A 14,851-nucleotide genomic window follows, 5' to 3' on the forward strand; every position below is an offset into this window, starting at 1 on the left:
ATTTCACGATGCTCAATTCTATCGGAGGGTGTCATGGGTCCCAGCTGCTTCCATCATCGCGCCGCAGAAATTCGCAGCCGTTTCGCACCCATTGCCGCGCTGCCCCCCGACACCCTGACCGACAGTGCCCAGGAAGCGATGAGTGCGGCGGCCGGCGGCTCCGTGATCGGCGGAATAATCGAACGGGCGGCGGATGGGGTGGCCCGATTATTGGGCTTCGACCCGGCCTATCTGTTCCATGGCGGCACCATCCGCACCCTGGCGGATTTCGGCAACACGGCGGAGGCCATGCTGGTCAAGGGACAGCAGATCATCGCCCTGGGCAGTCTGGCCGACCTGCGCCGCGCGGCACCGCATGGCACGCAGGAGATTGATCTTGCGGGCCGAACGCTGCTGCCCGGCTTTATCGACCCCCACGTGCATATCGTGGCAAGCGCCGGTGAAATGGGTTTCATCGATCTTTCCCCGCCAGCCACCGGCACTTACGACATCGGCTATGTCGAAGGCCTGCTGCGCAACGCCATCGCCAGGGCGCCGGACAAGGACACCTTCATCCTGGGGTCCGGTATCGACCCGTCGCAGATGGTGGAATGGGTCAATCCGACTATCGACTGGTTCGACCGGCTGTTCGGCAGCGATCAAGCCAAGGATCAGAACCCCATTTCGCTGACCGCCGGGTCCGGCCATATCAGCTTCCTCAACCGCCGCGCAATGGAGATGGCGGGGATCGACCTGGCCAATCCCCCACCCATCAACGGTGGCAAGGTTGCCACTTTCCTTGATGGCCCGCACCAGGGCACGGCCTCGGGGGTTCTATTGGAACTGCCGGCCCAGAAGCTGACGGGAACGGCCCTGAAAAAGGCGCCGGGTGCCCTGATCTGGGAATTTGCCAGTCTGGCGGGGAACCTGAAAAAGCTGTTCGATACGGCGGTCGCCAATGGCAACACCATGCTGAACGACGCCGCGACCGGCATTGCGGTCGGCGTGACGGCGGAACGCACCATCCTGAATGCCGCCATGCTGGCCTTTGGCCATCCCGTCCGGCTGGGCAGCGCCACCTTTATCGATGAATGGGGCTTTCCCGGCAGCGCCGATATCCTGACCAGCGGCAGCCCCGACGTCAGCGACCCGATGTTCCTTAAACAGGCGATCAAGCTGTTTGCCGACGGATCGAACCAGGGAATGACCGGCTTGCTGCGCGAACCCTATACCGCCTGGGGTCAGGAGCGGACACGGCGTCAGTATCTAGGCACTGACACACGCGGCAATATGGATATCAATGTCCAGACCCTGACCCAAACCCTGGCCGCCGCACAGCGCCGGGGATGGCAGGTGATGATCCACGCCAATGGCGATGGGGCCATCGATAATGTTCTGGCCAGTTTCATGGAGGTGGATCAGCAGGGTATGCTGAAGCGCGAGCTGCGCCACCGGATCGAACATTGCTCCATCCTGCATGATCAACAGATCAGCGACATGGTCGCCCTGGGCCTGTCCCCGTCCTTCCTGATCGAGCATGTGGTGAAATGGGGGCCGGTGCTGAAGAAGCTTCTGGGCGATGACCGGGTGCAGATGCTTGACCGCTGCCGGTCGGTTCACGATGCCGGGCTGCCCTTTTCCCTGCACAGCGACTATACGGTCAGCCCCCTGACCCCGCTGAAGCGGGTGCAGGATGCGGTAACGCGCCGGACGGAGGGGCCGGACGGCGGCTGGGTGCTGAATCCCGCCGAATGCGTGCCCATCGAACTGGCCCTGATGGCTCAGACGCGCTTTGCCGCCTGGCAATGCCATGCCGATGCCTATGTCGGCACGCTGGAGGTGGGAAAGATGGCCGATCTGGTCATCCTGGAGAATGACCCGGTGGAGTTTGCCAATAGCGGTCGGGCCGGGGAGATCGCAAGCATCCAGGTGCATTCCACCTGGGTGAACGGGCGGCAGGTCTATCAGGCCTGATCCACCGGCCCCGCGCATACGCCCCCGATTGGCCCCGCCGACCCTTGCGGCGGGGCTTCCGGGCGGCGTCATCATTCCGCATGCTGGGAACAGTGCAACCCTGTTCTTGAATGTGACCACATGTCCGTGTCCGCCCGCCGCACCTTCCGCCGCCTGGCCCTGCTGCTGGCCACCGCCGCCAGTCTGATCGTTCCCGCCGCCCTGGCTGATGGGGTGGATGATTACATCCTGGGCTTCATGCAGCGTACCCACACACCGGGCGTGGCGCTGGCCGTGGTGCGGGACGGCAAGGTGGAGAAGATGGCGACCTATGGCGTCGCCGATGCTTTTGCGCGGACCAACCTGGACCCCACGCACACGTTCCAGATCGCGTCGGCCACCAAGATGCTGACGGGTGTGGCGCTGGGCCGGCTGGAGCAGGCGGGTAAACTGTCGTTGGACGATGATCTGCGCCGCCATTTCCCCGATGCGCCTGACAGTTGGTCGCGCATCACTATCCGCCAGCTGGCGACCCACTCTTCGGGACTGGAAGACCGTCTGGGTTTGGGGCGGGATGCCACCACCGCCGATATCGTAGCGGCGGCCATGAAGACCCCGCTGGCCTATGAGCCGGGCAGCCGGTCGCGCTATGGCTTCACCGATTTCGTGGTTCTGCAGGCCCTGATCGAGAAGCTATCGGGCGAACCGTTCCCGGCTGCCCTGCGCACCTGGGCACTGGCCCCGCTGGGCATGGTGGAAAGCGGCTTCGTCACGGAGACGAACGGGACCTGGAAGGACCGGGCCGTGGGCATCCATGTCTTCCGGGAGGGTAAACAGGCCCGCGATGATTTCGGCTATACCCCCGCCGGTTATGCCGCCGGCGGCCTTCTGACCAGCCTGAATGATCTGGTTCGCTTTGCCCAGGCCATTGACAAGGGCGACGCCTTGGCCACCACCGCTTGGCAGCGCCTGTGGACGGTGCCCCCCTTCAACAATGGCAAGCCGGGCGATTTCGCCATCGGCTGGACCAAACGTGACCTGCTGGGCCATGTGGCCGTTGGGCATAGCGGCGGGCCGGCGCTGGCCGATATCCTGCGCCTGCCCGATGACCGCCTGACCATCATGGTCCTGACCAATCAGCGCTGGCTCTATCCGATGCTGGCCGATGGCGTCGCCGCCCGCTATGTGCCCGACCGGGCCCGGATGCTGACCGACGACCGGCCGGAAATGACGCAGCGCCTGCGCCATGTCCTGGACAGTGCCGCCAGGGGCACCATGGACAAGACCGGCTTCACCGATGAGGCGGGCAACGGCATGCAGGGCTTCTTCAATGATTTTGGCAGCGCCCTGTTGACCGCTGCCGGCCCCGTCCGGTCCATCCGCCTGATGGAAAAGGCCACCACGCCCGATGGTGGCGACCGCCGGCGTTATCGGGTGGAGTTCCAGCACCAGTCCATGGTCTGGCTGTTCAGCCTGAACGCCGCCGGACAGGTTGATCTGATGCGCCCGGCCAGCGACAGCACGCCCCTGCTGCCGTGAGCGGACAGGCGCTGTCCGGTTTCGGACAAACGTTCGGAAACGGACAGCGCCATTCCCACGAACATTCAATAATTACAGGCACCTAAGCCCTGGCACGCCGCATGCTTTATCCAGCGCCACGCCACAAGGCACTGGACCGGAGAAAGCCCCATGATGCAGCGCCGCCATTTCCTCGCCCTGGCTACTGCCAGCGGCAGCCTGATCCTGCCCGCCCTGGCTCAGACCACAGCCACAGAGGCAGCGGCCCCGGTCAAAGCCTTGGATAAGGCAGAACGGCAGGCGGTGCTGCGCGGTCTGGCCGACAGCCTGAACGACAATTTCGTCTTCCCCGATATCGGTGCGCGCTATGCCGCCATGCTGCGCCAGAAGGCGGATGCAGACGCCTATGCCGACCTGACCGATCCGACGGCGTTCGGGGAAAAGGTGACCGCCGACCTGCAGGCCGTGGCCAAGGATGGCCATCTGCGGTTGGCCCCGCAGGAGGTTTTTGCCAACCGCACCCCGCGCAGACAAGCCCCCGACGCACCGGCCAGCACGAAGGCCAGCGGCCCGCCAGGTCTGGAAGAGACGAAGATGATCGGCGATGTCGCCTATCTGCGCTTCAACGCCTTCCTGGGTGACGAGAAGATGATCGCCGAGGCACGGGGCTTTCTTCTGGCTAATGCCAGCAAGACCAAGGCGGTGATCATCGATGCCCGCCCGCATCGCGGTGGGGGATTGGCGGAAATGGACGCTATCCTGCCACTCCTCTATGGGCAGCCGACGATGCTGGTCCGCATGGATACCCGCGCATCGGCCTTCGCCCGCGGTGCGCCGGACTTTGGCTCTCTGGTCAAGCGCGATGCCCCCGCTGGCATTGTCCGCCGCGACCACACCGTGACCCCCGACAAGCAGGAGACCCGCCTGCAATCGGTACCCGTCTACTACTTGACGTCCCGGCGCAGCGCGTCCGCCGCCGAACATCTGGCCCTGACCTTCAAGCGCACCAAGCGCGCCACACTGGTGGGGGAGAAGACCTATGGTGCCGGCCATTTCGGCGGGGTGGAACCGGTGGGCGAGCGTTTCGCCGCCTTCATCCCCGTGGGCCGCACTTACGACCCCGATACCGACTGGGGCTGGGAAGGCCAGGGAGTGGCGCCGGACGTTGAAACGCCAGCCGATGAGGCGCTGGCCAAGGCGTTGGAACTGGCCGCAAAGGCGGGCGCGCATCCAGCCTGACGCGCGCGCCCTCGCAAAATCCCGCGTAATGGCGCACAAGGAAGGGGCTCCACAACCGGGTCCTTTCCATGCGCCTGCCCCTGATCGCGGTCATCCTTACCCTCTGTCTTTCCATCCAAACCGCCGCCGCCCGCCCCGTTTCGGAATGCCAGTCGGCGGGGGAGGCGGAGATGGCAGCAGCGCTGGCGGCAGAAGGTATTGCCGAACCCACCCTGGCCCTGACCGGGGTAGGGCGGTCGGCGGCGGCAAAAGGTGGAGAATGGGTGGTGGTGGGCTTGCGGCCCTGCCTGGACCCGGCGGCCGAACCGGAAGGCGGGGTTTCCACCCGCATCAGCCTCTATCACCGCACCGGCAAGGCCGCATTCAAACCCGTCGCCAGCCTCGATCTGCCGCCGGTTCAGCGCTACGTGGCACCGTCGGAGGATGCTGTGGTGGAGACGCCATGGGGTCCGCTGCTGCTGATTGAGGCGGCGACGGGCGGGTCCTGCATGGGGTGTGAGACCCTGATGCCGCTGCTTCTATCCGATGGAAAGCTGCTGACGCTCGCCCTACCCGATCCGGCCATCGCGTTGCGCGAGGTAACAGGATCGTCACCCGACATCATTCTGACGGGTTTCTTGACCCGGTTCGAAGCCTATCCGCCGCTTTGTAACGCCTGCTCGCCTTCTACGACCATCCACCTGCGACTGGAGAAGGATCGACTGGTCGAGGCGTGCGATCGGTTCCGTGACAATTACGCCAGCGATGCCGCCGCCGCACGGGAGGAACTGGCTGCCCTGGCCGGGGACCCGTTGGGTCCTGACACGGCCAACGATCTGTATGCCGGCAGCATCGCTCGGCTGCTGGACCGGGTGAATGCCGGTGAAACGCCCTCTGCGGCACTACCGGATTTCATGGACGGAGCGGCCAAGGCCGCCGACAGGTCCGACCCCAGCCACGCTGCCGCTATCCGCCGCACCTCTGCGGCGCTGGCAGAGGCAGCAATGTCTTCGCAATCAATGGGTAAGCTCTCTCGATCTTGTCCCGCCCTGGGTCTGGAACGACCCCGTACACGTTGAAACTCCACCTGTCGCTTTGCCGCTTGCGCATGTCTGTCGCGGGGGGTGCGGGCTTGCGCGCATGCGACGGGAACGGTAATGCTATCGACGCCGTTACATAAAATGCCCCGTAGCGACCTTTCCGGCACTACCGAGGGCGATCCCCGCCAAACAGGGGACGGCGTCGCCAAGTCGATACTGGAGAGGGAGAAACCCAACGTGGAACATACCGGTCCCGTTATCAGCAGCTACGGTCTGGAATATCTGGGCCTGACCAATCTGAAGGCCGCCCACTGGAACCTGAGCGTCGGCGCGCTGTACGAACAGGCCCTGCGCCGTGGCGAGGCAAAGCTGTCCAAGGACGGCGCCCTGGTCGCCATCACGGGCCAGCATACGGGCCGGTCGCCCAATGATAAGTTTACGGTCAAGGAAGAGACCACCGCCGATGATATCTGGTGGGGTCCCAACAAGCCCTTCACGGAAGAGGCGTTCGACCGACTGCATGCCCGCGTCACGGCCTTCCTCCAGGACCGTGAAGTCTTTGTGCAGGATCTCTATGCCGGGGCCGATGCCGCCTATCGCCTGCCCGTGCGCATCGTGACCCAGCATGCCTGGCACAATCTGTTCGCCCAGAACATGTTCATCCGTCCGGCCCTGAAGGACCGGATGGCGTTCGAACCGGCCTTCACCGTGCTTCAGGCCCCCGATTTCCGGGCCGTGCCGGAACGTGACGGCACCCGTTCCGACGTGTTCGTGGTGATCAATTTCAAGCGCCGTCTGGTCCTGATCGGCGGCACCTCCTATGCCGGGGAGATCAAGAAGTCGATCTTCTCCGTCCTGAACTTCCTGCTGCCGGCGCAGGGCGTGCTGCCCATGCACTGCTCCGCCAATATAGGGGCCAATGGCGACACGGCCATCTTCTTCGGCCTGTCGGGCACCGGCAAGACCACCCTGTCCGCCGACAGTTCCCGCACCCTGATCGGCGATGATGAACATGGCTGGTCGGATCGCGGCGTCTTCAACTTCGAAGGCGGCTGCTATGCCAAGGTCATCCGCCTGTCGGCGGAGGCCGAACCAGAGATTTTTGAGACCACCCGCCGCTTCGGCACGGTTTTGGAGAATGTCGTCATGGACCCGCGCACCCGTGCGCTGGACCTGGATGATGCCAGCCTGACGGAAAATACCCGCGCCTCCTACCCGATTGATTTCATCCCCAATGCGTCGGACACGGGCCTGGGCGGTCAGCCGCTGAACATCATCATGCTGACGGCGGATGCGTTCGGCGTGTTGCCGCCCATTTCCAAACTGTCATCCGAACAGGCCATGTACCATTTCCTGTCCGGTTACACGGCCCGCGTGGCCGGCACGGAAAAGGGCGTGACGGAGCCGCAGGCCACCTTCTCCACCTGCTTTGGTGCCCCCTTCATGCCACGTCATCCCACCGTCTATGCCAAGCTGCTGGGCGAGAAGATCAAGGCGCATGGGGCCAATTGCTGGCTGGTCAATACCGGCTGGACGGGCGGTGCCTACGGTACCGGCAGCCGCATGAAGATCGGCCATACCCGCGCCCTGGTGAATGCCGCCCTGTCGGGCAAGCTGGCAGCCGTCAGCCACAAGCCGGAACCAAATTTCGGTCTGGCCGTGCCGGAGGGATGTGACGGGGTGCCGGTGGATGTGCTGCTGCCGCGCAACGCCTGGGCCGACAAGTCGGCCTTTGACGCCACTGCCAATGAGGTGGCACGTCGCTTCGAAGCCAACTTCACGCAGTTCGCCGACCAGGTGGACGAAAAGGTCGTGCGCGCCGGTATCCGTACCGCTGCGTAAACAGACCGTCCATCCCCCGCCGATGACCGGGGCGGGGCAATCAGGGCCGGGGGAGCAATCCCCCGGCCTTTTTTGTATTATACACCTGTCACGCTGACGGGCAGGCCGCCGGACAGACGCTTCAACCCGCGCGTAATGGCTGGTAGTTCCTTCTTGTAAACCCGTTCCAGCGGCGTCACCTGCACCTCCCAGGTCCCCTTGCCCTTAGGACCCGCGATGCGTTTATGCGTCCAGGTGGCGATCACGCGGCCCTGACGCAGGATCACAGGGCTGATCCAACCCGCCACACGGTAGACAGCTGGTCGGAATCGATCCTCCAGATACTGGCCTGTGTCGGTATGCGCCAGAAGGTAAGGATCAAACAGACCCAGGACCGCCATCTGCCCCTCCGCCGGTTGCGCCCCCATCAAAGCCGGCAGATCGCGTTCCAGCACATAAGCCTTCTTACCGCCCAGCGTTACCGGCACGATCTCACTGCCCAGATCGGCAAAGGCCTGCTGCGCCGGACCGGCATAGAAGCCCACGAATTTCTTGAAATCCGCCGGCGTGGCGGGGCCATAGACGGCAAGATAACGGCGGGCCAGATCGGCCATGGCCGTGCGCCCGTCCGGTATCTCCAGGCTGCGGCCCAGCCATTGCGCCAGATGCACGAAAAGGGCCTCCCGCGCACCCTCCCCATCGGCCTTTTCCGCCGGCCCATGGCAAACATGGCCCAGGGCACAGGCCAGTTTGATGATGCCGCCCCAGCTATGTTCCAGCATGGGCCGCGCCCATTCGCCCAATTCAGGCACCAGCCGGCGTGACAGGTCCATACGGCTATGCGCCCCCTGTTCCAGGGCGGTGACCACCGCTGCCACCAGCCGGTCCACCTGTTCCGGGCTCAACCCTTCCTTGGCGTACCAGTTCTGGTAACCGGGCACATGCTCACGGCGCAGGCCCAGGATCATGGGCAGATCGTCGGCGGGCATCAGATGCAAGGTGGAGCGCTGCGCCCAGAGTTTCACCAGGGTGCGGTCCTGATAGAGGGCACGGTCGATGTCGGCCTCCGCCGCGCCCACCACGCTGCGCGCCCGCAATTGCAAAATGGCAGCCGAATGAACCTGCGCCTGCGCCCCGATCAGGGTGCGAGCCGCGACCAGAGCGTCTGCCGCTGGGTTGGTCAGGTGCTGACGATCCAACCGGAAGGAAAGTGCCTGCGGCAAGGTGATCGCGGTCATCATGGGTCCTGCGGATCGGATCGATACCGCAGGATGCCCCAGATGCACCCAAAGAACAATAAGGGAACAAACCTTATTTCAGGCTGTCCATGCGCCTTTGCAACTCGGGTCGCTGCGGCGCGTCGGCGGGAAGCTGTTTCAACAGCCGCGCCCACAGGTCCCGCGCCCGCTCCGTCTTGCCCTCATTCGCCGCCTGTTGCCCCAGGTAATAGAGGGCCTGCGGATTGTCGGGCGCCAGGTCCAGCACCCTGGCCATGGCATCCAGGAACTCTGCACTGCCCTGGGTCTGCGCGTCATCGGGGGCCGTCAGGCGCGACAGGTCAAGCCAAGCCTGCAACCGCCTGGGATCTGCCTGCACCGCCCCGCGCAGGGCCGCGCGGGCAGCATCCAGGTTGCCCTGCACCTCCCGTGCGCGGGCCAGCCGCATCCAGCCATCGGCATCAGCGGGATTGTCCCTCAGCTTGGCTTCCAGCCCATCCACCATGCTGTTGATGGTGGCCTGCTGATCCTGCTGGCTCATCCCCGCCATGGCCTGCATCTGTTCGGGCGACAGGGCGGGTGCGGCACCACCCTGACCACCCACCGGACCACCGGCCTGCCCCATGGCGGGCGGCGGGGCACTGGCCGGTCGGGGCGACGGGGTAATGGCGATGGGGTCCAGGCCCACCTGGGTAGCGGCATCATGGATGCGTGCCCGTACCGTGGGCAGCCAGGGGGCGTCCGCCGGGCTGTCAGCGACCAATGACGTCCAGCGGTCCAGCGCGCCACGGATATCGCCCGCCTGCACGCGCGCCATACCCAGGTAATAGCGGGCGCGCGCATCCATGGCGTCGGCTGCAACAGCGTCTGTGAACAGGCGCACTGCCTCGTCCCCCACCACGCCATCGGCGGCCACGGTCAGGGCCTCGCCCAGCGTACTCTTAACGCTGGCATCGTCGGGCGTCAGGCGCAGTACCTGCCGCCAGGCATTGACCGCATCGGCAGGCCGGCTCATCGCGCCATAGGTCTGGGCCAACAGGCCCCAGCCGCCGGCATCGTCGGGATTCTCCTTCAACGCCGCTTCCAGCTTGGCGACAGCCTCCATCACCTGCGGCGGGACGGGCGCTTCCTTGGGCCTTGTGGCGAACGGCACCGCTGGCAGGTTGGGCTGACCCAGCGGCAGATAGACGCCCAGCGCCGCCAAGGGCAGCAGCAGGGTCACCACCAGCGCCGTGCGCTGCGCCGGCTTCGCGTTGGCACCCGCTACGCCTGCCGCCGCTTCATCGGCGACAGACAATAGGCGGCGGCCCACCTCCGCCCGCGCAGCGCGGGCCTGATCATCAGACAGGATGCCGCGTTTCAGATCGCGGTCGATCTCCGCCACCTGTGCGGCATAAACGCCGCGCGCGAATTCCGCTGCTCCTTCCAACGGCGGGGCCGGGCGCAGCAGGGCGCGCAGCAGGGGCAGGAGGGCCAGCGCCGTCAGCGCCGCCGCGACCAGCCAGAAACCGATCATCGCCCAACCCCCGGCTTCTCATCATTCAACAGGGCCACCAGCCGCGCCTCTTCGTCCGCCGTCAGGGTGGGGGCGGGCATGGTATCCACATCGCGGCGACGTTGGCGCATATAAAGGGCGGTGCCGAACCCGGCCAGCAACAGCAGGACGAACGGCCCCCCCCACAGCAGGGCCGTGTAGCCCGTCACGGGCGGGCGCAGCAGCACGAAATCGCCATAACGGTCATGGACATAGGCAATGACCTGTTCATTGCTGTCGCCCGCCACCAGCCGTTCACGCACCAGCACGCGCAGATCGCGGGCCAGATCGGCATTGCTGTCATCAATGGACTGATTCTGACAGACCAGACAGCGCAGTTCCTTGGAAATCTCCCGCGCGCGGGCCTCCATCACGGGATCGGCCAGTTTCTCGTCCGGCATGACCGCCAGGGCGGGCAGCGAAAGGGTGGCCGCAAGCGCGACAATGCTCAGAAGCCGTTTCATTTAGACAGCTCCTTGATCATCGGGAGGATAGTCTCTTCCACGTCGAACGGCATCAGCGGCCCGACATGGCGATAGCGCACGCGACCCTGTTTATCGATGACATAGGTTTCCGGCACGCCATAGACGCCGAAATCGATGGCCACACGGCCATCCTTATCGGCACCGATGGCGGTATAGGGATTGCCCATCTGCGCCAGGAAGGCCTGGGCTGCTTCCGGTTTGTCCTTGTAGTTAATGGCGTGGATGGTCACGCCGTCTTCTTTGGCCAGCCGCATCAGCAGCGGATGTTCCACGCGGCAGGGCGCGCACCAGCTGGCAAAGATATTGATCAGTTGCACCTTGCCCGTCAGGTCGGCATTGGACAGACCCTTCTCCCCTTCCGACAGGCCGGGCAAGGCAAAGGTCGGTGCTGGCTTGTCGATCAGCATGGAGGGCAGTTTGGACGGGTCGCGGGTCAGGCCCAGCGCAAAGTAACCACCCAGGATCAGGAACACGGCCAGCGGCAGCAACAGCAACAGGCGGTGACGGGTAACGGCGCTCATGCGGTGTCGCTCTTATTCGGCGGGTTGCAGGGCGGGGGAAACCGCAGCGGCGCGGCGGGCAGGCACCCCGACCCGCAGCCGCCGGTCGGACAGGCTGAGGCAGCCGCCCAGCACCATGACCAGCGATCCAATCCATATCCAGGGCACCAGCGGATGATGGTAAAGGCGCACGACCCAGCCGCCGCCAGCCCCGTTTTCCTCACCCAGCACGATATAAAGATCAGAATAGAAGGTGGTGTGGATGGCGGCTTCCGTCGTCTGCATCTTGGCGACCGGATACCAGCGACGTTCGGCGGTCAGGGTGGAGATCTGTTCGCCGTTGCGGCGGACGATGAAACTGCCCATTTCCGTCTGATAATTGGCGACCCTCAGGTCCTCCACCTTGTCCAGCGTGACCTCGTATCCGGCGATGCTGGCCTTGTCGCCCAGCTTCATCACCCGCACATCCTCAGCCAGCCAGAAACTGGTGCCCACCATGCCGGCAATGGCGATGCCCATGCCGGCATGGGCCACCGCCGTGCCCCAGGCACCCAGCGGCAAGCCCCTGGCGCGGGACAGGCTGTCGGCCAGCGGCACCCGGAACAGCTTCACGCGTTCGGCCACTTCCCACACGGCACCGAACCCCGCCCAGGCCGCCATGGCGATTCCAACCAACGCCATCACCGGCTTCACACCCGCCAGCCAAAGGGCCAGCATGACCGACACCAGCGTCAGCAGCGCCACAACCCACATGCGGGAGAGTACGCCCGGCAGATCCGCCCGTTTCCACGGCATGAACGGCCCCAGGGCCATGACCAGGATCAGGGGAATGGTCAGGAACGGCGTGATGAAATTGTAGTAGGGCGCGCCCACCGAAATCTTGTGCCCGAACGCATCCAGCAGCAGCGGCATCAAGGTGCCGATCAGCACCACCGCCGCCGACACCGACAGCAGCAGATTGTTCAGTACCAACGCCCCTTCCCGGCTGATCGGCGCGAACAGACCCCCGATCTTCAGCGCGTGCGCCCGCAGCGCAAACAGCAGCAGCCCGCCACCGGTCGCCAGGATCAGCAGACCCAGCACGGCCACCCCACGCTGCGGATCAACGGCAAAGGCATGGACCGACGTCAGCACGCCCGACCGCACCAGGAAGGTGCCCAGCAGCGACAGGGAGAAAGTGAGGATAGCCAAGAGGATGGTCCAGGTCTTCAGCGCATCACGCTTTTCCACCACGATGGCGGAATGCAGCAGCGCTGTACCGGCCAGCCATGGCATCAGTGAGGCGTTTTCCACTGGGTCCCACATCCACCAGCCGCCCCAGCCCAGTTCGTAATAGGCCCACCAGGAGCCCATGGCGATGCCCATGGTCAGCGAGGTCCAGGCCACCAGCGTCCAGGGCCGCACCCAGCGACCCCAGGCCGGGTCAACCCGGCCCTCGATCAGCGCGCCGATGGCGAAGGAGAAGGCGACCGAGAAGCCGACATAGCCCAGATAGAGGAAGGGCGGATGGAAGGCCAGACCCGGATCCTGCAACAGCGGGTTCAGGTCATTACCGTCGAACGGCGCCGGATAGACGCGCGTAAACGGATTGCTGGTCACCAGGATGAACAGCAGGAAGCCGACCCCGATCAGCCCCTGCACACCCAGTACGCGGGCCTTCAATGTCGGCGGGATATTGCGCCCAAACCCGGCCACCGCCGCCCCGAACAAAGCCAGCATGAAGACCCAGAGCAGCATGGAACCTTCATGGTTCCCCCACACGCCCGCCACCTTGTAAAGCATGGGCTTCAGGCTGTGGCTGTTGTTCACGACATTCAGGACGGAGAAGTCGGAAACGACATGGGCCTGCATCAGGGCCGCGAACGACACGGTGATGGCGGCCAGCTGCGCAAACGCCGCCATCCGCCCCGTCTCCATCCAGGCCACATCACGCCGTGCCGCGCCGACCTGCGGCATCACCGACTGCGCCACCGCCAGCAGCAGGGCCAGAACCAGGGCGTAATGTCCGATCTCGGGGATCATGTCCGTCTCGCTGCTTGACCGCAAAAAATCTGACCAAAGGTCAGTTACTTCCCCGCCTCATAGACCGGCTTGCCCGGCAATTCCGGCTTGAACTGGCCCGATGCCTTCAGGGCGTCGGCCACTTCCTTTGGCATGTATTTCTCATCATGCTTGGCCAGCACTTCCGACGCCACGAAGACGCCGTCGGACCCCAAGCGGCCTTCGACCAGCACACCTTGCCCCTCGCGAAACAGGTCGGGCAGGGGGCGGGCGGTGGTGATGGTCACGGAATGGGCGGTGTCGGTGATGGTGAAGCGGGTGGTCACGCCATCATCCACCTTCACCACCGACCCACCTTCGACCAATCCGCCGACCCGCACACGCTTGTCGCCCGGCGGTTTGGTCACCAGATCGGAAGGGGAGAAGAAGAAGGCCACATTCTCTTCAAACGCGGTCAGGGTCAGGGCCGTGGCGGTACCAAGACCGGCCAGCGCCAGCAGAAGCATGTAAAGACGGCGCTTCTTGCGCGTCATCATGGCGTTTCCTCCCCACCCGCGTCACCGACACCAGCCCGGCGGCGGCGGCGCGGCAATGTCTGTTCCAGGCTGCGCAGCAGGCTCTCCTTGCGGCGCAGTGTGCCCAGACTGGCCAGCAGCAGGCCCACCAGAACCAGCAGCGCCAGACCATAGCTGGACCAGACATAGATGGCGTATCCGCCCATGTGGAAAAAGTCGGCCATCCTGTCACACCCCCCCGGCCTGGGTCAGACGCAGGGTCTGGATCTTGCGTTCCGCCAGTTCTGCCCGCATGCGCAGAATGACGGTCGCCGCGAAATAGGTCTTGAAGGCCAGCGCCAGGATCAGCAGCGGCCACAGCATGTCGCCATGGATGGACGGCCCATCCATGCGCAGCACCGATGCCGGCTGATGCAGCGTATTCCACCAGTCGACGGAGAATTTGATGATGGGCACATTGATGGCACCGACCAGCAACAGGATCGACCCGGCCCGATGCCCGCGCTGCGGATCATCGAAGGCATCGACCAGCGCCATATAGCCCAGATACAGAAAGAACAGGATCAGGACCGAGGTCAGGCGCGCATCCCACACCCACCATGTGCCCCACATCGGCTCCCCCCACAGGCTGCCCGTGACCAGACAGAGCAAGGTAAAGCCGGCGCCCAGCGGCGCCGCCGCCTTGGAATAAACCTCCGCCAACGGATGGCGCCAGACCAGGGCGCAGGCCGCGGCCACCGCCATGGAGCTGTAAGTGAACATGGCCATCCAGGCGGCGGGCACATGGATATACATGATGCGCACCGTGTCGCCCTGCTGATAATCGCCGGGGCTGGCGAACAAGGCCAGATACAAGCCGGCAGCGAACAGAAGGGCGGACAGGACCGAGACCCAGGGCAGAACCAGGGCGGCCAGGCGCAGGAAGCGGGCGGGATTGGCGAAGCGATGCATGATGGGCTCTATGTAGCACGCAAGGTGCCACTTTCACACCGGTGCCAATGATCACTGTGCTGTTTTGATCCAGAACAGTTCAAGGACGATCAGCCGAGCGCCGTTATTCCAGATGGAAT

13 protein-coding genes are annotated in these 14,851 nt (G+C 64.7%); 5 read left to right on the top strand and 8 right to left on the bottom strand.

What is annotated here, in order from left to right; genetic code table 11:
- Positions 1–33 precede the first annotated feature (33 nt).
- The 5 genes from ABC729_RS13625 to ABC729_RS13645 all read left to right on the top strand — a co-directional run bounded on the left by ABC729_RS13625 (position 34) and on the right by ABC729_RS13645 (position 7,550).
- Positions 34–1,953: an amidohydrolase gene (locus ABC729_RS13625; protein WP_495608095.1), complete on the top strand. Its 1,920-nt coding sequence runs from the start codon at positions 34–36 to the stop codon at positions 1,951–1,953.
- 120 nt (positions 1,954–2,073) lie between these two features.
- Entirely contained in the window at positions 2,074–3,471 is a 1,398-nt protein-coding gene (locus tag ABC729_RS13630; RefSeq protein ID WP_495608096.1) for a serine hydrolase domain-containing protein, read from the top strand.
- A gap of 150 nt (positions 3,472–3,621) precedes the next feature.
- Positions 3,622–4,689, top strand: a complete 1,068-nt coding sequence (locus ABC729_RS13635; RefSeq protein ID WP_495608097.1) for a S41 family peptidase — start codon at positions 3,622–3,624, stop codon at positions 4,687–4,689.
- Between the two features lie 68 nt (positions 4,690–4,757).
- On the top strand, positions 4,758–5,747 hold the full coding sequence (locus ABC729_RS13640; RefSeq protein WP_495608098.1) for a hypothetical protein: 990 nt from the start codon (positions 4,758–4,760) through the stop codon (positions 5,745–5,747).
- Between the two features lie 198 nt (positions 5,748–5,945).
- Positions 5,946–7,550 (top strand): phosphoenolpyruvate carboxykinase, encoded by a 1,605-nt coding sequence (locus tag ABC729_RS13645; protein ID WP_495608099.1) that lies wholly within the window; start codon positions 5,946–5,948, stop codon positions 7,548–7,550.
- A gap of 77 nt (positions 7,551–7,627) precedes the next feature.
- On the opposite strand, the gene ABC729_RS13650 is transcribed toward ABC729_RS13645, so the two are convergent.
- The 8 genes from ABC729_RS13650 to ABC729_RS13685 form a co-directional block, all read right to left on the bottom strand.
- On the bottom strand, positions 7,628–8,770 hold the full coding sequence (locus ABC729_RS13650; RefSeq protein WP_495608100.1) for a winged helix DNA-binding domain-containing protein: 1,143 nt from the start codon (positions 8,768–8,770) through the stop codon (positions 7,628–7,630).
- 70 nt (positions 8,771–8,840) lie between these two features.
- Positions 8,841–10,262 (bottom strand): c-type cytochrome biogenesis protein CcmI, encoded by a 1,422-nt coding sequence (gene ccmI, locus ABC729_RS13655; protein ID WP_495608101.1) that lies wholly within the window; start codon positions 10,260–10,262, stop codon positions 8,841–8,843.
- A complete protein-coding gene (locus ABC729_RS13660; protein WP_495608102.1) occupies positions 10,259–10,744 on the bottom strand; it encodes a cytochrome c-type biogenesis protein in 486 nt (161 codons plus the stop codon). The genes ccmI and ABC729_RS13660 overlap by 4 nt, the downstream gene beginning before the upstream one ends.
- Positions 10,741–11,286 carry a DsbE family thiol:disulfide interchange protein gene (locus tag ABC729_RS13665; RefSeq protein WP_495608103.1) on the bottom strand — a complete coding sequence of 182 codons (546 nt, stop codon included), beginning with the start codon at positions 11,284–11,286 and terminating at the stop codon, positions 10,741–10,743. The genes ABC729_RS13660 and ABC729_RS13665 overlap by 4 nt, the downstream gene beginning before the upstream one ends.
- A gap of 12 nt (positions 11,287–11,298) precedes the next feature.
- Positions 11,299–13,287 carry a heme lyase CcmF/NrfE family subunit gene (locus ABC729_RS13670; RefSeq protein WP_495608104.1) on the bottom strand — a complete coding sequence of 663 codons (1,989 nt, stop codon included), beginning with the start codon at positions 13,285–13,287 and terminating at the stop codon, positions 11,299–11,301.
- 44 nt (positions 13,288–13,331) lie between these two features.
- Complete coding sequence (ccmE, locus tag ABC729_RS13675) at positions 13,332–13,799, bottom strand: cytochrome c maturation protein CcmE (protein WP_495608682.1); 468 nt, start codon at positions 13,797–13,799, stop codon at positions 13,332–13,334.
- Positions 13,799–14,005: a heme exporter protein CcmD gene (gene ccmD, locus ABC729_RS13680; RefSeq protein WP_495608105.1), complete on the bottom strand. Its 207-nt coding sequence runs from the start codon at positions 14,003–14,005 to the stop codon at positions 13,799–13,801. Before ccmD ends, ccmE begins: the two co-directional genes overlap by 1 nt.
- Positions 14,006–14,009: 4 nt before the next feature.
- Positions 14,010–14,744, bottom strand: a complete 735-nt coding sequence (locus ABC729_RS13685) for a heme ABC transporter permease (protein WP_495608683.1) — start codon at positions 14,742–14,744, stop codon at positions 14,010–14,012.
- Positions 14,745–14,851: the final 107 nt, after the last annotated feature.

The organism is Niveispirillum sp. CC-CTL257 (assembly GCF_059489915.1).